15 protein-coding genes are annotated in these 16,629 nt (G+C 68.3%); 11 read left to right on the top strand and 4 right to left on the bottom strand.

From position 1 onward, the window contains the following. Nucleotides 1-25 precede the first annotated feature (25 nt). Nucleotides 26-721 (bottom strand): Rv1157c family protein, encoded by a 696-nt coding sequence (locus E0E18_RS04110; protein ID WP_130839399.1) that lies wholly within the window; start codon nt 719-721, stop codon nt 26-28. A gap of 201 nt (nt 722-922) precedes the next feature. Between E0E18_RS04110 and typA the strand changes: the two genes are divergently transcribed. The 6 genes from typA to dapC all read left to right on the top strand — a co-directional run bounded on the left by typA (nt 923) and on the right by dapC (nt 7,954). Beyond that, on the top strand, nt 923-2,833 hold the full coding sequence (gene typA, locus E0E18_RS04105; protein ID WP_066583227.1) for a translational GTPase TypA: 1,911 nt from the start codon (nt 923-925) through the stop codon (nt 2,831-2,833). A 52-nt stretch (nt 2,834-2,885) separates the two neighbouring features. Continuing rightward, nucleotides 2,886-4,955 (top strand): ABC transporter substrate-binding protein, encoded by a 2,070-nt coding sequence (locus E0E18_RS04100; RefSeq protein WP_237559623.1) that lies wholly within the window; start codon nt 2,886-2,888, stop codon nt 4,953-4,955. Further along, the gene (mshB, locus tag E0E18_RS04095; protein WP_110481223.1) at nt 4,952-5,926 is read left to right on the top strand and encodes an N-acetyl-1-D-myo-inositol-2-amino-2-deoxy-alpha-D-glucopyranoside deacetylase; all 975 of its coding nucleotides are present in this window, start codon (nt 4,952-4,954) and stop codon (nt 5,924-5,926) included. Before E0E18_RS04100 ends, mshB begins: the two co-directional genes overlap by 4 nt. A gap of 3 nt (nt 5,927-5,929) precedes the next feature. Next, a complete protein-coding gene (locus tag E0E18_RS04090; RefSeq protein ID WP_066583220.1) occupies nt 5,930-6,361 on the top strand; it encodes a hypothetical protein in 432 nt (143 codons plus the stop codon). 76 nt (nt 6,362-6,437) lie between these two features. Further along, complete coding sequence (fdxA, locus tag E0E18_RS04085) at nt 6,438-6,761, top strand: ferredoxin (RefSeq protein WP_066583219.1); 324 nt, start codon at nt 6,438-6,440, stop codon at nt 6,759-6,761. Nucleotides 6,762-6,787: 26 nt separating this feature from the next. Beyond that, nucleotides 6,788-7,954, top strand: a complete 1,167-nt coding sequence (dapC, locus tag E0E18_RS04080; protein WP_130839397.1) for a succinyldiaminopimelate transaminase — start codon at nt 6,788-6,790, stop codon at nt 7,952-7,954. A gap of 44 nt (nt 7,955-7,998) precedes the next feature. Here the strand turns inward: dapC and dapD are convergent, their stop codons facing one another. Next, on the bottom strand, nt 7,999-8,910 hold the full coding sequence (dapD, locus tag E0E18_RS04075) for a 2,3,4,5-tetrahydropyridine-2,6-dicarboxylate N-succinyltransferase (protein ID WP_066583216.1): 912 nt from the start codon (nt 8,908-8,910) through the stop codon (nt 7,999-8,001). Nucleotides 8,911-8,949: 39 nt separating this feature from the next. Next, entirely contained in the window at nt 8,950-10,377 is a 1,428-nt protein-coding gene (locus tag E0E18_RS04070; protein ID WP_130839396.1) for an amino acid permease, read from the bottom strand. Between the two features lie 67 nt (nt 10,378-10,444). Here E0E18_RS04070 and dapE point away from each other — a divergent pair, with 67 nt between their 5' ends. From dapE to E0E18_RS04045, 5 genes are all read left to right on the top strand, one after another. Further along, nucleotides 10,445-11,572, top strand: coding sequence for a succinyl-diaminopimelate desuccinylase (gene dapE / locus E0E18_RS04065; RefSeq protein WP_227871211.1), 1,128 nt, complete (start codon nt 10,445-10,447; stop codon nt 11,570-11,572). 2 nt (nt 11,573-11,574) lie between these two features. Next, nucleotides 11,575-12,369 (top strand): LOG family protein, encoded by a 795-nt coding sequence (locus tag E0E18_RS04060; RefSeq protein ID WP_130839395.1) that lies wholly within the window; start codon nt 11,575-11,577, stop codon nt 12,367-12,369. Nucleotides 12,370-12,379: 10 nt separating this feature from the next. After that, a complete protein-coding gene (locus E0E18_RS04055; protein ID WP_066583204.1) occupies nt 12,380-12,622 on the top strand; it encodes a hypothetical protein in 243 nt (80 codons plus the stop codon). Continuing rightward, a complete protein-coding gene (locus E0E18_RS04050) occupies nt 12,622-14,070 on the top strand; it encodes a M17 family metallopeptidase (RefSeq protein ID WP_130839394.1) in 1,449 nt (482 codons plus the stop codon). Before E0E18_RS04055 ends, E0E18_RS04050 begins: the two co-directional genes overlap by 1 nt. Before the next feature lie 120 nt (nt 14,071-14,190). Continuing rightward, on the top strand, nt 14,191-15,087 hold the full coding sequence (locus E0E18_RS04045; protein WP_066583200.1) for a methyltransferase domain-containing protein: 897 nt from the start codon (nt 14,191-14,193) through the stop codon (nt 15,085-15,087). Nucleotides 15,088-15,099: 12 nt separating this feature from the next. Here E0E18_RS04045 and E0E18_RS04040 read toward each other — a convergent pair whose 3' ends face one another. Next, nucleotides 15,100-16,614: a glycoside hydrolase family 32 protein gene (locus E0E18_RS04040; protein WP_237559622.1), complete on the bottom strand. Its 1,515-nt coding sequence runs from the start codon at nt 16,612-16,614 to the stop codon at nt 15,100-15,102. Nucleotides 16,615-16,629 lie beyond the last annotated feature (15 nt).

Genomic DNA, 16,629 nt, shown 5'->3' with positions numbered 1-16,629 from the left:
GGATCCGGAGGTCCGCCGCGAAAGGTCAGGCGACGCTGGTCAGACCGACCGTCGGGGCGAAACGGCAGTCCGCGTGGCCGTTCTCCTCGGCGGTGGTGATGCCGCCGCTGAGGACGGCGATGACGGTGCCGGGGCCGGTGTCCGCCAGGCCGTTGACGGTGCCGGGGCCACCGGGGTTCATGGTGCCGGGCAGCAGGGGGGTCTGGCCCATGCGGCCGCTGTTGACGTTGAGCCAGTGCACCTGCATGGACGTGGTGTCGCTGGCCACGGCCGGACCGGTGCCCAGGGCGGTGAAGACGAAGGCCGCCTGACCGGCCGGTACTCCGGGGAGCGGGATCGGGGCGGGGCCGGGGACGGCGATGGCGGTGCCGACGGCGTTCTCCGTGCCGCCGATGCATTCGGTGGCCACGGTGGGCCAGCCGAACTGGGTGAAGGCCGGCCCGTTCTCGGGGACCTCCACGCCGGGTTCCCCGTCGCCGCGGAAGAAACTGACGAGGCGTCGGAGGGTGTCCCCGACCTCTGCCGGCATTCCGGGTTGGGCGGCGAAGTTCTCGACCAGGTCGAGCACTTCGGGGGAGGGGCGTCCGAGGTTGTCGACCAGGGCCTGTGCCCCGGCGGTGGGGGCGGCGATCGTTGCCGTGGGGACCGCGAGGGCGGTCACGGCGGCGAGGAGGGCGGCGGCGGAGCGACGGTGCGGGCGGGAACGGCGGAGGGAGCTCACGGGGGGCCTTTCGTAAACCTCAGGAGTCACATTGTCAACAACGGTAACACAGGCCACGTCCGCTGTGCTCCACTTTGTCTGATGAGAAGAATACCGGCGCAAGAGGGTACTCTGTACCCCCGTCCGCATATCGGCGTCCACTCCGTGCCGCCGACATGCCCGTACGCTTTTCTCCCCGCTCTATAAGGAAGACCTGGATCTGTGTCACTGACTGAATTCCGCAATGTCGCCATCGTCGCCCACGTCGACCACGGCAAGACCACTCTCGTTGACGCGATGTTGCGCCAGTCGGGCGTCTTCGACCCCCACGCCGAGGTCGAGGACCGCGTCATGGACTCCGGTGACCTCGAAAAGGAGAAAGGCATCACCATCCTCGCCAAGAACACCGCCATCAGGCGGGCAGGCGCAGGTAAAGACGGTGCAGACCTGATCATCAACGTCATCGACACCCCCGGACACGCCGATTTCGGTGGCGAAGTCGAGCGTGCCCTGTCCATGGTCGACGGCGTCGTCCTTCTCATCGACGCCTCCGAAGGCCCGCTGCCGCAGACCCGCTTCGTCCTCGGTAAGGCACTCGAAGCGAAGATGCCCGTGATCATCTGCGTGAACAAGACCGACCGACCGGACGCCCGTATCGACGAGGTCGTCTCCGAAGCCCAGGACCTCCTGCTGGAACTGGCCTCCGCGCTCGACGACCCCGAGGCCGCCGACGCCGCCGAGACCCTCCTCGACCTCCCGGTGATCTACACCTCCGGACGCGCGGGCAAGGCGTCCACCACCAACCCGGGCAACGGCAACGTCCCGGACGCCGAGGATCTCCAGGCCCTCTTCGACGTGATCTACGAGGTTCTCCCGGAACCCTCCGCCGAGCACGACGCCCCGCTCCAGGCGCACGTCACCAACCTGGACTCCTCCAACTTCCTCGGCCGTATCGGCCTGGTCCGGGTCTTCGCCGGTTCCCTCCACAAGGGACAGCAGGTCGCCTGGATCCACTACGACGAGAACGGCGAGGAGCACATCAAGAACGTCCGGATCTCCGAACTGCTCCGCACGGTGGGCGTCGACCGGGTTCCCACCGACGAGGTCATCGCCGGTGACATCGCCGCGATCTCCGGCATCGAGGACGTCATGATCGGTGACACCCTCGCCGACCCGGAGCACCCGGTCGCACTTCCCCGGATCACCGTGGACGAGCCCGCGATCTCCATGACCATCGGTGTGAACACCTCGCCGATGGCCGGCCGATCCGGCAACCAGCTCACCGCCCGGGTCGTCAAGAACCGTCTCGACCAGGAACTCATCGGCAACGTCTCCATCAAGGTGCTCCCGACCGAGAGGCCGGACGCCTGGGAGGTCCAGGGACGTGGCGAGATGGCGCTGTCCATCCTCGTCGAGACGATGCGTCGCGAGGGATTCGAACTGACCGTCGGCAAGCCGCAGGTGGTCACCCGGACCGTCGACGGCAAGCTCCAGGAGCCGTGGGAGCACATGGTCATCGACGTCCCCGAGGAGCATCTCGGGGCAGTCACCCAGCTCATGGCCGCCCGCAAGGGCCGCATGGAGGGCATGGACAACAGCGGCAACGGCTGGATCCGCATGAACTTCCTCGTGCCCGCCCGCGGTCTCATCGGTTTCCGCACCATCTTCATGACCGAGACCCGCGGAACAGGCATCGCCAACAGCTACTCCGCCGGGTACGACAACTGGGCGGGAGAGATCAAGGACCGCCCGAACGGTTCGCTGGTCGCGGACCGCTCCGGCCAGATCACCGCCTACGCGCTGACCCAGCTGGCGGACCGCGGCAGCTTCTTCGTCGAACCCGGTACCGAGACCTACGAAGGTATGGTCGTCGGCCAGAACAACCGTGACGAGGACATGGACATCAACATCACCAAGGAGAAGAAGCTCACGAACATGCGTTCCGCCACCGCGGACGCCACCGTGACCCTGGCCAAGGCCAGGAACCTCTCCCTGGACGAGGCGATGGAGTTCTGTGGTCAGGACGAGTGCGTCGAGGTCACCCCTGATGCCATCAGGGTGCGTAAGGTCATTCTCGGCGCCACCGAGCGCGGTCGTGCCGCAGCCCGGGCGAAGCAGCGCGACAGGAACTGAGAACGACAGGTCAGCCCCGACCGCGGGGTGTGACCGGGAGGAGCCGCCGGTAGTGGAAGAGCAGTACTGTTCCCGCCGACGGCCTGTGGTCGTGGGGGCTGCCGTCCTGGCGGCGTCCCTCACGCTCACGGGCTGCCAGGCCAGACCCGGGGACGCCCCGACAGTTCAGGAGCCCCGGCAGACCACCACCACCGCACCGGCGGACGCCGACGACGACCGGGCCGAGGAGCTCAGGACCGTCACCGTCGGAGTCGACGACGTTCCCACCGACCTCAACCCCCACCTCGTGGGTTCCCGGTCTACAGCGACCAGCGTCGTCGCGGCACTGACCCTGCCGAGTGCCTTCACCGCGTTGCCGGGGGAGGAGCACAGATCGGAACTCAACACCGACCTGTTGACCTCCGTCACCGTCACCGAGGGCGAACCGGCGGCACCTACCGCGGTCCGGTACGAGATCTCCGCCGCCGCACAGTGGTCCGACGGAACACCGGTCACCGGCTCGGACTTCGAGTACCTCCGCCAGCAGATGACCACGGCCCCGGGAGTGGCGGCACCGGCGGACTATGCTGCCGTCGAGAGGATAGACGTCACTGCCGGAGGGCGTACCGTCGACGTCACCTTCACACGGCCCGACCCGGACTGGAGGGAACTGTTCTCCGACCTGCTCCCGTCACACATCTACCGTTCCGAGGACCGTGACTTCTCCACGATGATGGAGGGCGTGCCCGCGGCGTCCGGCGGAGTGTTCCGGGTTCGCGCCGTCGACACGACCCGAGGTGTCATCGAACTGGAACGCAATGAACGATTCTGGGGGCAGTCCCCGGCCCGTACCGACAAGCTCGTGCTCTCCGAGGTACCCGACACCAGGACCGGGGCGCAGATGCTGCGCAACGGTCAGCTGCAGATGCTGGTGACGGGCAGGCAGGGCGTCACCGGGGAGTCGTTGTCGACGGTCCCGGGCGTCCAGGTCCGGACCATGACACGGCCCGCCGAGCTCACCCTGACCTTCAACACCACCTCGCCACGGACCTCCTCGGCCGCCAACCGTGCGGTGATCGCCGACGCCGTGGACGCGGACTCCGTCGCCAGGATTGTCAGCGGTGACCCCGGGGCCACGGCGCCGGACCCGCTGCCCGCCGGTGAGGGTTCAGGCGGTACCTCGGGCGGCACGACAGTCGACACCGCAGACGGAACAGCGGGGGAGAGCCGTAGGACACGTCCCTCATCTGCCATGGCCCCCGTCCCCACCCCGGACAGTGGTCTTTCCCCTCTGCGCATCGGGGCGGACAGTACCGACGACACCGCGGTCGAGGCCGCCCGGCGGGTCGTCGACCAGCTCACTGCGGCGGGTATCGACGCTACGGTCGTCACCAGGCCTTCGTCTGAGCTCTACGGCGCCTTCCTTCCGTCAGGGGAGGTCGATGCGGTGGTCGCCTGGCAGGAGCCGCCGACCTCCCTGACCTCCCTGCGCAGCCGGTACGGCTGTGACACCGCGGACCGGGCGGTGTCACAGCCGACCTCGTCCCTGCCTCCGGTGACGGCGACCCCGGCCACGTCGACCCCGGCCACGTCGACCCCGGGGGAGCCGACAGATGCGGCCGATCTGACGTCCCGCCCCGGGCAGCCGGAGTCCGTCGAGCCTGCTGACCCCTCGGCGGGCCCCGGTACGGCGGCAACGACCACAGCACCACAGGGGGCACCACAGGGGGAGGACGCGGCCCCGGATGAACCCTCCGGGCGCTCGGAGAACATCTCGGGACTGTGCTCGGCGGCCGTCGACGCCGGATTCGCCGCTGTCGCCGAGGACGCCGTCCTCTACACCGGTGACGATGTCACGGACGGGACGGTCCAGGCGACTCTCGGCAGGGTCCGGGAACTGGTCGGCAGACAGCACATCGACGTGCCGCTGATGGAGGACAGTCAGGTCATCGCCGTGGGCCGTGACCTGGTGGGACCTTCCCCCCGCCTGGCCGACTGGGCACTGGACAGGGAGACCGGCCCGTTCGTCGGTGCCGGAGTCTGGAGACGTACCGGTGCCCCCGGCTCCACAGGAGCGTCCACCGGGAGTTCCTCTCAGGCTCCCGGGAAGAATGAGCAGACCCATGAACAGGAGACCCCGTGACGGGACCGACCACCGACGACCTTTCCGGACTGCGCATCCTCGCGGTTCACGCCCACCCCGACGACGAGTCACTGTGGACCGGACTGTCCCTGGCACACTGGGCTCGCCGTGGTGCGGAGGTGACTGTGGTGACCTGCACCCTCGGCGAGGAGGGTGAGGTCATCGGAGACCGGTACCAGGCTCTGGTCGCCGACCGTTCCGGACTGCTCGGCGGCTACCGGATCGCGGAACTGCAGCGCGCACTGACGGTCCTCGGGGTCAACCTGGACCCGGTGACGGACGGGTCCCGGCCGTTGTTCCTCGGAGGTGTGGCCAGGTGGCGTGACTCCGGCATGGCGGGCAGTCCCTCTGCCCGGGATCCGCGGGCCTTCGTCCGCTCCGGGCAGGAGGCGGTGACCGCCCTTACCGGGATCATCGGCGACAAGAGGCCCCATGTGGTGGTGACCTACGGACCTGACGGTGGCTACGGTCATCCCGACCATGTGCGGGCGCATGAGATCACCCATGCCGCCGTCGCACAGTCGGCGTCGGGTGGCGGGTGGGTTCCCGCCAGGGTGTGGTGGTGCGTCACCGAATCGGAGCGGGTGGATGCCGGACTGGAGGCCCTGCGCGCGGTCGGGGAGCCCCCGGCCGGCTGGAGGTGGCCGGAGGTCGGGGAGCTCGCCGGCGTGACGACGGACCGGGTGGACGCCCGGGTGTACGGCAGTGACGTGGACGTGGACGCCAAACGTCGGGCCATGGCCGCCCACGCGACCCAGCTGTGGGTCGCCGACGGGGGTACCTCAGACGTCATCGACGAGGCGCGGACGTCCCCGGACGGGGCCCCGGTCCTGTTCTGCCTGTCCAACCGGATCGTGCAGCCGCTGCTCACGACGGAGAGTTTCACCCTCGGTGAGAGCAGGGACAGCGGGAGCGGCCTTTCACCGGCGGCACTGGACAGACTAGACTGTCTGTTTGCTGAAGGGAGGTAGTCGATGCGCAGTACCGCTGAACCCCACTGGGGCGATCCGGAGCGCAGTCAGGTGCGCCGGGACACGACCCGACGTGAACGGGTTGCCGGGATCATCTGGCTGTGCGTTGGTGCGGCGGCTGCCGTTCTCCTCGCAACGCTGTACCTCGGCTCACGCATCACGGTGGGCGGCGTCCAGGTACCTTTCCCCTGGCCACTGGTGGCCACACCCTGGTTCCTCGTGGTGCTGACGAAAACCGCACTGCTGTGGACCGACAACCGGTCAGTTGCGGCGGCTCCCCTGTGGACCTGGCTGGCGGGGTACCTCGTCCTCGTCTTCTGGCCCGCGTTACCGGGCACCGGCGGTGACACTCTCCTCGGTGCCTCCCTGACCACACTGCTTCTGCTGCCGCTCGGACTGGCCGGCGGTGGTTGGGCATTACTCCGGCTGAAGTGACAAGATTAGCTGTGCTGTCAGCAGTACTGACGACCTGTCTGACACGAACGTGACGAAACTCAGAAAGTGACTATCCATGACCTACGTAATCGCGCAGCCCTGCGTCGATGTGATGGACCGGGCGTGTGTGGAGGAATGCCCGGTCGACTGCATCTACGAGGGTAAGCGATCACTGTACATCCACCCTGACGAGTGTGTGGACTGCGGTGCCTGCGAGCCGGTGTGCCCGACCGAGGCGATCTTCTACGAGGATGACCTCCCCGACGAGTGGGAGGACTACATCGACTACAACACCGCCTTCTTCGACGACCTGGGAGACCCGGGCGGAGCCTCGAAGCTCGGCCCCCAGGACTTCGACCCCGAAGGTGTCAGCTCGCTGCCACCGCAGAACCAGGACTAGCAGGACCGGAAGGAATCCCCCCGACAATGGTTGAACCTGTGCCCGAACCTGTGCCCGAACACGTCCGCCCTGCACGCCGCACCCTCTCGGCGCAACTCCCGGACTTTCCCTGGGACTCCCTCCGGGAGGCGAAAGCGACCGCGACGGCGTACCCGGGCGGCATCGTCAACCTTTCGGTGGGTACCCCGGTCGACGAGGTCGCCCCGTCGATCCAGCTGGCCCTGTCACTCAACGCCGCGGAACCCGGGTACCCGCAGACGACGGGAACCCCGGAGCTGAGGGACGCCGTCGTCGAGGCACTCGCCCGACGCTTCGGTGTGACCGGTGTGCAGCCGGAGCAGGTCCTCCCCGTCATCGGCACCAAAGAGGCCATCGCCTGGATGCCGCTGGTCCTGGGCGTCACCCCAGGGCAGACGGTCGTCATCCCGGAGCTCGCCTACCCCACCTACGAGGTCGGGGCGAAGCTCGCCGGCGCCCGCGTACTGCGCAGTGACTCACTGCTGCGGATCGGACCCGAGTCCCCCGCGATGATCTTCATCAATTCGCCGGCCAACCCGCACGGCAGAGTGCTGGGCGTGGGACACCTGCGCAAGGTCGTCGAATTCGCCAGGGAACGTGGCGTCATCGTCGTCTCGGACGAGTGCTACCTCGGCCTCGGCTGGAACACCGACCCGGAGGACGCCCCGGTCTCCGTCCTTGACCCGCGCGTCTGTGACGGGGATTTCACCGGACTGGTCGCCGTGCACTCACTGTCGAAGACATCGAACATGGCGTCCTACCGTTCCGGTTTCCTGGTCGGGGACACCGACCTCATCGCAGAGGCGCTCGCCGTGCGAAGGAACGCCGGGCTGATGATGCCCGGCCCGATCCAGGCAGCGACCGTCGCCGCGCTCAAGGACGACGGGCAGGAGCTCCTCCAGAAGGAGCGTTACCGCCGGCGCAGGGAGATCCTGGCTGCGGCGGTGCGGGACGCCGGCATGAGGATCGACAACTCAGAAGGGGGACTGTACCTCTGGGCCACCGAGGGCAGACCCTGCCGCGAGACCGTGGACCGGCTGGCGGCACTGGGAATCCTCGTCGCCCCCGGTGACTTCTACGGTCCAACCGGCGAACAACATGTCAGGATCGGCCTCACCGCCGACGACAGCAGCATCGCCGAGGCCGCCGCACGGCTCCGCACCCTGGCAGGGTGAGAGGGGCGGGGCCGGAGAGGCGGGCCAGAGGGCCCCGTCCGGCCTCAGTTCTTGTGCAGGGCCTCGTTGAGCTCCACGGAACCGGTCTTCCGGGCGACGGCCTCCACCGCACCGGTCACCGAATTGCGGCGGAAAAGCAGGTTTGACGCCCCCGAGAGCGAGGACGCCTTGACGATCTCGCCGTTGAAGGTCACCTTGGTGCCGAACGTGATGTACAGTCCCGCCTCGACGACACAGTCGTCGCCGAGCGAGATACCGACACCCGAGTTCGCCCCCAGCAGGCACCGCTTCCCGATCGAGATGACCTGCTTACCGCCCCCGGACAGCGTCCCCATGATCGACGCGCCGCCTCCGACATCGGAACCGTCGTCGACGACGACCCCGCCCGAGATCCGCCCCTCCACCATGGAGGAGCCCAGGGTTCCGGCGTTGAAGTTCACGAAACCTTCGTGCATGACAGTCGTACCCTCGGCGAGGTGGGCTCCGAGCCGGACACGGTCGGCGTCACCGATGCGCACACCGGTGGGGACGACGTAGTCGACCATGCGCGGGAACTTGTCGACGGAGTACACGGTGACCCGTCCGCGCGCGGACAGCTTCGCCCGGGTGGCCTCGAAACCCTCGACAGCGCAGGGGCCGAAGTTCGTCCACACGACATTGTTCAGGGTGCCGAAGATACCGTCGAGACTGCAGCCGTGGGGGCGCAGAACCCGGCCCGAGATCAGGTGGAGACGCAGGTAGGCGTCCTCGACGTCGGACGGCGGAGCGTCCAGGTCGGCGATGACCGTGTGGACCACGGTACGGCGGACTCCACGGTCAGGGTCCCCGCCCTCCAGGTGCGACAGGTCGAGGGGGGCGGCGGGGGCGTCCCCGAGCCCGAACTCGGGGTACCAGACGTCGAGGACGGTCTGGTCGTCGGTGATGGTGGCGATACCGGTTCCGTGAGCTGTGGTCATGGCACCACAGTGTAGTCAGTGCGGCCGGACCGCCGGTGCTCAGACCCGGTCGGGCAGGGAGTCGTCCTCGGACCGGCCGTGGCGTGCGGAGACGTACACCCCCAGGAGACAGAGCAGGCCGAAGGCCACGGCCACGGCGATGACCTGCTGGCGCGCGGTCTCGTCGAAGAGCATCAGGACCGTCAGGCCGAGGAGCCCGACCAGCGTGACGACCGGCAGAACCGGCCAGAACCACATGCGCAGCTTCAGGGACCCCTCCTTCTCCAGCACCGGTCGCAGACGCAGCTCCGACAGGACGATCATCACCCAGATGACCAGCAGTGCACCGCCGACCGCATTGAACAGGATGTTGATGAGGTCCGCCGGACCCCAGACCTGCAGACCCACCGAGATGAAGGCGAAGACGAGGGAACAGGCGACAGCGGCGACAGGCACCTTCTGCCCCGACACCCGGCGGAAGACCGCCGGAGCATTGCCCTGCTGTGCGAAGGAGTACATCAGGCGTGAGGTGGCGTAGATCTGGGCGTTGAACGCCGAGAGCAGGGCCAGGACGATGACCACCTCCATGATGCCGACGATCCCGGGCACGTCGGCCATCGCCAGAACCCGGGTGAACGGGGAGTCCGCGGCACCTTCGGCCTCGTCAAGGGTCGACCGGTCGAGCAGTGCGGTGATCACCAGCACAGAACCCAGGTAGAAGACCATGATGCGCCAGACGACCGCGCGGACAGCGGCGGTGATCGCCTGGGCGGGCCGGTCGGATTCGGCGGCGGCTATGGTGACGATCTCAATTCCTCCGAATGCGAAGGCGACGGCCAGCAGCCCCGCGGAAATCCCCGGCAGGCCCTCGGGGGCGAATGGGGTGAAGTTGTCGGCTCCGACAGCGGCATGGCCGGGCAGCCACCCGAATATGAGGAGCACTCCGACGATGAGGAAGAAGATGATCACCGCGACCTTGACGAAGGAGAACCAGTACTCGAACTCACCGAACCCACGGACGGCGAAGAGGTTGACCACGGTGAAGAGCACCACACAGACGAGGCCGGGCACCCAGCCCTCGACCCCGAACCAGTTTCCCATGATCGCCCCGGCGCCCGTGATCTCCGCACCCATCACCATGATGAGCATGAACCAGTACAGCCACCCCAGCGAGAACCCTGCCCAGCCGCCGAACGCCTGGCGGGCGTAGGTGGCGAACGTCCCGGACGCGGGCCGGGCCGCAGCAAGCTCACCGAGCATTCGCATGACGAACACGACGATGATGCCGGCGATGACGTAGGAGATGAGGACGGCGGGTCCGGCGGCCTTGATCCCGACCCCTGTGCCGAGGAACAGACCGGCACCGATCGCGGAGCCGAGTCCCATCATCGTCAGGTGCCGGGTTCTCAGACCGTGGCCCAGTTCGGACCCGGAACGGGCCTGCGGGCCGTCTTCCGGGGTGGCGGAAACGTCAGGTGAAGTGCTCATGAAATCAGATTGTCCCACACGTGCCTTCCCTCACCCGGGACATACCGCACCTAGAATGGGCGCCACAATGACTGCAGAACTCGATCTCAGCGTCGGCCCCGTGGAGCTCACCTCCGCGCTCGTCGACATCCCCAGCGTCTCCCACGAGGAGAAACAGCTCGCCGATGCGCTGGAATCGGCGCTCACCGGCCTCTCGCTGCCCGGTGTCACCGTCGACAGGCACGGTGACACCCTGGTCGCCAGGACCCACCGGGGCCTGCCGACCCGCGTGGTGCTGGCAGGTCACACGGACACCGTCCCCCCGGCGGACAACCTGCCCTCCCGTCGGGGACCGGACGCCGACGGTGCGGACAGTATCCACGGTCTGGGCTCTGTCGACATGAAGTCCGGGGACGCCGTCTACCTCCACGCCTTCGTCACCCTGGCGAACTCCGCCGATCTCGCCCACGACATGACACTGGTCCTCTACGACTGTGAGGAGGTGGCCTCGCGCTACAACGGTCTCCGCCGGCTCTCCGAGGCACACCCGGAATGGTTGGAAGGGGATGTCGCCCTTCTCGGAGAACCCTCCGGGGGGATGGTCGAGGCGGGGTGCCAGGGCACACTGCGGATCAGGGTCACCGCCCACGGCGTCAGAGCACACTCCGCCCGCTCCTGGCTCGGCGAGAACGCGGCGCACCGGCTGTCACCGGTGATCTCCAGGGTGGCCGCGTACACGCCCCGGGAGGTCGACATCGACGGCTGCGTCTACCGCGAAGGGCTCAACATCGTCAGGCTCGAGTCCGGTGTGGCGACGAACACGGTCCCCGACGAGGCATGGATGTTCGTGAACTTCCGTTTCGCACCCGACCGGTCCGGAGAAGAGGCCCTCGGGCACACCCTCGAGGTCCTGGGCGTGGGCACCCCGGACGCCCCGGCACCGGGCTTCAGCCTGGAGGTCGACGACCTGTCCCCGGGGGCGCTCCCGGGGCTCCACCGTCCGGCGGCTGCCGCCCTCGTCGCGGCGACCGGCGGCCGGGTCCGGGCGAAGTACGGCTGGACAGACGTGGCACGTTTCGCCGCCCTGGGCATCCCTGCGGTGAACTTCGGCCCCGGGGACCCCGGCCTGTGCCACACCCCGGCAGAGCACTGCCCGGTAGAGATGATCCGGGACGTCAGCGACCAGCTTCTCCGCTATCTCACAGGAAAGGCCTGACAGTGGCACCTATACGACCCAATGACACTCCGTTCACCTACCAGGGACCTGTCCTCCGGAGAGGGGAGGGACGCCGTATCGCTCCGTCCTCCACCACCGACCAGCGTCTCCTCGACGAACAGCCGAACGCCGACTGGCTGCACACCGACCCGTGGCGGGTGATGCGGATCCAGTCGGAGTTCGTCGAGGGATTCGGGGCCCTCGCCGAGATTCCGCGGGCCGTGACTGTCTGGGGCTCCGCCCGGATCACCGAGGACCACCCCTGGTACCGCCTCGGGGGTGAGACCGGACGGCTGCTCCACGAGGCCGGATATGCGGTGATCACCGGGGGAGGACCGGGACTGATGGAGGCCGCGAACCGGGGATGCGCGGAGGCGGGCGGCCTCTCCGTCGGCCTCGGCATCGAGCTTCCCCATGAGCAGGGGCTGAACGACTGGGTGAACCTGGGGCTGAACTTCCGGTACTTCTTCGTCCGGAAGACGATGTTCGTCAAGTACGCACAAGCCTTCATCTGCCTGCCGGGTGGATTCGGCACCCTCGACGAACTCTTCGAGGCACTGGTGCTCGTGCAGACCGGGAAGGTCCGTCAGTTCCCGGTGATTCTGGTCGGTACCGGGTACTGGGGCGGTCTGCTGGACTGGATCCGTTCCCGGCTGGTCGCCGACGGCCTGGTGAGCCCGGGGGATCCTGACCTGATCACCGTCACCGACGACCCCGCCGAGGCAGTGGAAAGGGTCGTCGCCGCCCGGAGCGGGGACAGCGGGACCCGGACCTCGGAAAAGGGACAGGTAGGGTAGAATCCGGCCCGTGTACCTGCTCATCACCGTCATCGTCGCCCTGTTCGTGGGCCTGGTTCTCGTGGCACTCGTCCAGGTGACCTTCGGAAGGCCCGAGCCGGTGGCCGGCCACCGGGAAGGCACCCCCCGATTCAGTGTGGTGCGCCGGGGGTACGACATCTCCGAGGTTGAGGCCTGGATTGCTGCGGGAGAGACGGACAGGGCGGTCGGGGAAGACAGGGCGGTCGGGGAAGACAGAGAGGACCGGGCCTGATGGACGGCGTCCTGAGAATGCTGCCGTCCCTGCCCCGGGGGATCCCGGAGATCCCCTGCGGAGCCACCGCCTCGGGTTCGGAGGTTGTCGACTGCCGGGTACAGGTGCTGCCGACGGGGTCACCTGCCCTGTCGGTGGTACGGGCGGACGGGGACGGGGTCAGGACCGTCGGCGTCCCCTCGGCGCCCTCCCCGCTGTCGGACTTCCTCGCGCCGGGTGAGGACTCCCGCCTCAGCGATGACGGCTGGAGGACAGCCGGGCAGCTGCTGATCCGCGAGATCACGGCGATGGTGGAGGTCCACCCGGTGAAGGCGAAGCGGCATCTGGTGCAGGTCCGGGTCCCGGCGTCCACCACCCGACGTCACCTCAGAAACCTGGCACAGGGCCTCGTCACTGCCGGCCGGGTCCCTACCGTGCGCCACAGGTCTCCGGCCCCGACGGTCCGGGACATCCACATCGACCTGACCGGCGTCCCGGACCAGGTGGCGGACGCCGCGCCCCGGGAACTTGCGCTCGGGGCCGCGCTCGGTGGCGCCACCGCCCTGGCGCGTGACCTCGACAGTCTGCCGGACGGTGCGGTGTCGGTCGAGTGGTGGAGGCAGACCGCCAAGGACATCACCGCGGGTATTCCCGGTCTGAGAACCAGGGTCCGGGGCATCAACTGGCTGGAACGCAAGGGCTTCCGGGGACTTCTCTCGATCTGCGGGGACCCCGTCCGGTACGCCGGGCTGGTGGAGTTCACCTGGGACCCCGCCGCCGCAGAAGGGGAACTGACCGACATGCGCCCGGACGCCGTGCTGGTCGGGGGTGCGGTGGTGCCGGCGGCACTGCGTGCGCTGGCCGACCTGCGTTCGCCCCGTAAGATCGTGGGACTGGTCCCGGTCACCGGACTGCCGGTGGCGCCGCAGCCCGTCCCGTCCGGTCGGCCGGCGGAGATCGTGGAGCACTGCGGAGGCCTGACCACCAGTGTCAACGCCTCCGGTGACGAGGACGCCCGGACACGGCTGGCCCGTCGGATCGCTGCGGCGGATGCACTGGCCCACGGTTCCCACCGTTACCGTCCGGCACAGATCATCGCCGTGGGGGCGTGGACCGCGGCAGCGGAGACCGCCCTGGGCACAGGGACAGGGGCGCTGTTCACCAGGGACGCGGACCGGGCGCGTCGGATGACGTTGCGTGGCGCGAAAGTGGGGGAGCGGTGGTGGCCCATGCCGATGCCCTCCTACCTGGAGGACGCCGTCGACGCTGAGTCGACCGACCTCACCGCCGAGCCTGCCGGTCCGGCTGCCCCGGCCGCCGCCCTGTACTTCGACAGGTTCACCGGAGACTCGGAGTTCACGTCCCTGGACATCGGCGGACCCTCCTCAGCACCGGACGGGAGAGGTTCCGGTGGCCGTGTCGCCACCGGTTTCGCCGCCCGAAGCCTTGTAGAGTGGTTCCGTAGATAGGGTGGGGTCAGCCGGGGACGTCCGGCCGCACCACCGTCCCTTTTCCCGGGGACAGCCTGAGGACGGTCCTGCCGTCCCGGGTGCAGTCCCGCTGTCACCTACCGAGGAGTACCGACCACCGTGCTGTCCGATGTCATCGACCTGCTCGCCGACCCTGTCGACGGAACTCCGCTGAGGGCGGGGGACGGGTCGTGGAGGACCCTGGTGTCCGAATCCGGTCACAGCTATGATGTTGCCCGCCAGGGCTATGTCACGCTGGCAGGGGGCGCCGGCCTGCGTTACACCGGTGACGACGCCGACATGATCACCGCCCGGGAATCCTTCCTCTCGGGCGGCCACTTCGCCCCGTTCGTCGAGGCGGTCTCCGACACCGTCAACGACGTCCTCGACGACGCACACGTGACCGAGGACGACCGACCGGCGATCGTGGAGATCGGGGCGGGGACCGGGTATTACCTGGCGCACACACTGGATTCGGTGCCGGGTTCACGGGGGATCGGTGTGGACGTCTCCGTGCCGGCGGCGAAGAGGCTCGCCTCCTGTCACCGCAGGGTCGGTGCGGTTGTCGCCGACGCCTGGTCCCGGCTGCCGTTGCGCGACGGGTGCATCGACGTGCTCACGGTCATCTTCGCCCCGCGCAATGCGGCGGAGTTCTCCAGGGTCCTGACCCCTGAAGGACAGGTCGTTGTTCTCACCCCGGAGGCGGGACATCTCGCCGAGTTGCGCGCCCCGCTGGGAATCATCGACGTCGAGGCGGGAAAGGTGGACAGGATGATCAGTCAGGCGTCCGGCTACCTCGTCCCGGTGGGTGACCCCGAGAGCATCGAATTCGTGATGCGCCTCGACCAGGCGTCCATCGCAGCACAGATCGGGATGAGCCCCTCGGCCAGGCACATCCACCCCAAGGTGCTGGCGGAGCGGATCGCGGACCTTCCACCGGTCATGGAGGTCACGGCGCGGGCGACAGTCACCCGGCTGGGACGTGACCCCCGGACTCTCGGATTCAACGGGTCCTGACGTTTTACCAGGTCAGGGCACGATCGGCCCGGTACCGGCGGCGAGGTCCCGGTCAGCGAGCGCAGCCTCGGCGATGAGCCTCTCCTGCTCCTCGGCACTGTCCAGCTTCGCCAGCCGCCGCTGAAGTCGACGGCCCAGCGACTCCATCGCCGACAGCACACGGGCCCCGGCGGTGGTGTCCACCCGGAACCCCGAGAAAGCGGAGCTGCCGGACACTGCGCTGGTGAAGGACACCAGGCCTCCGTCAGCGAAAACCTCGCACACCGGACCGTCGATGAGGACGGTCAGGGTGTCGGAGTCGCCGTCGGTGAGCACCGCGGTCCGGACATCCTCCGAACCGTCGTCCATGGTGCGGGAGAACTCCACCCTGTCACCGGAGTGCCGCACCGTTGCCATGACCCTGTCCGCCTCGTCGAGAAGACTCACCGTCACAGCACCACGGGTCGCGTCGAGCTGGGCCGTGAACACGGCGGCCCTGTCGGTGTAGGAGCGTACCGCGGACGGTACCCCCACAATGTCCTGGTAGATGTGGCCGCCGGTGAGTGTCAGGAACCGTGGCAGTGACAGGCAGTTGGCCCACGTCCCCTTCCCCGTGCCGGGGAATGTCCCGACCAGCCCCAGAATCAACGGACGCGGACCCTGGACCACCCTGGGGCGGGTGAAGTCATGTCCGTGGTCGAAGACCTGGAACCCGGTCTCCACGGTGAATCTGCTGCCGTCGAGCCGGCCGACGATGTAACCGGCGACCTCTCCCCGGTCCTCCTCTCCCCGGTCCTCTCCGTCCGGGTATGTGATGAACAGTACGTCGCGTCGCCGTCCGTCGGTGTCGTCCTCCATCGTGACGATCCGGGGGGCGAAGGGGCGACCGTCGGGCAGCCCGGCGTCCCCGTCGATCTCCAGGGCACCCTCGACGGTCCAGTTCTGCCGGTCAGGCGAAGTGAGGACCACGATCGACGCCGAACGGTCGTCGGTGAGGTCGAGCGCTACCATGAGCCAGATGTCGTCACGACGGATGACGCTCGGCGTCACCAGCGCAGTGACCCGGTGCCGTGAATCGTCGACGGAGACCGGCCCGAGGCGCTCGACCTCCCGGCGGACCACGCTGGGATCGTCGGAGATCTCGTCGGAGATGTCGTCCAGGTCGCGGATCCGGGCGCGCTGGACGGTGAAACTGCGGGACCCGCGTCGGTCGTGGGCGAGGGAGGAACCGAGCTGTGCGTCCCGGTCGGCGTCCCCCACGGGTGCTGTCGTGACGAAGAAGAGCTCCACCGTCCCGTCACCTACCGGCACAGAGGACCCTGCCAGACAGTCGATTTCCCCGTCGGTCGGGGCCAGGACGTCATCGCAGACGTCCCAGCCGTAGGGCAGATCGGCGGCCACCTGGTGGGCCCACCGGGCACCCGAGGAGGGGGTGGGGCGGAACTGGTGGAAGACGTGCAGGGAGGTACCCTGCCGGACCGCTCCTGCCGGTGCCTCGAGGACGCCGGTTTCCGCGGTCACGTGGAGTTCAGGTCGAAAGCGGTTCACTCTCTCCTGTATACC

The sequence above is a fragment of the Corynebacterium neomassiliense genome (assembly GCF_900626215.1).
GTDB lineage: Bacteria > Actinomycetota > Actinomycetes > Mycobacteriales > Mycobacteriaceae > Corynebacterium > Corynebacterium neomassiliense.
Note: the sequence above shows the minus strand (reverse complement) of the source record. Positions and strands in the feature narration are given on the sequence as shown.

Excerpts from the sequence above, each read along its gene's own strand:
- E0E18_RS04090 (WP_066583220.1), top strand. The coding sequence starts at position 5,930 with ATGCGCAGTACCGCTGAACCCCACTGGGGCGATCCGGAGCGCAGTCAG.
- fdxA (WP_066583219.1), top strand. The coding sequence starts at position 6,438 with ATGACCTACGTAATCGCGCAGCCCTGCGTCGATGTGATGGACCGGGCG.
- dapC (WP_130839397.1), top strand. The coding sequence starts at position 6,788 with ATGGTTGAACCTGTGCCCGAACCTGTGCCCGAACACGTCCGCCCTGCA.
- dapD (WP_066583216.1), bottom strand. The coding sequence starts at position 8,910 with ATGACCACAGCTCACGGAACCGGTATCGCCACCATCACCGACGACCAG.
- E0E18_RS04070 (WP_130839396.1), bottom strand. The coding sequence starts at position 10,377 with ATGAGCACTTCACCTGACGTTTCCGCCACCCCGGAAGACGGCCCGCAG.
- dapE (WP_227871211.1), top strand. The coding sequence starts at position 10,445 with ATGACTGCAGAACTCGATCTCAGCGTCGGCCCCGTGGAGCTCACCTCC.
- E0E18_RS04050 (WP_130839394.1), top strand. The coding sequence starts at position 12,622 with ATGGACGGCGTCCTGAGAATGCTGCCGTCCCTGCCCCGGGGGATCCCG.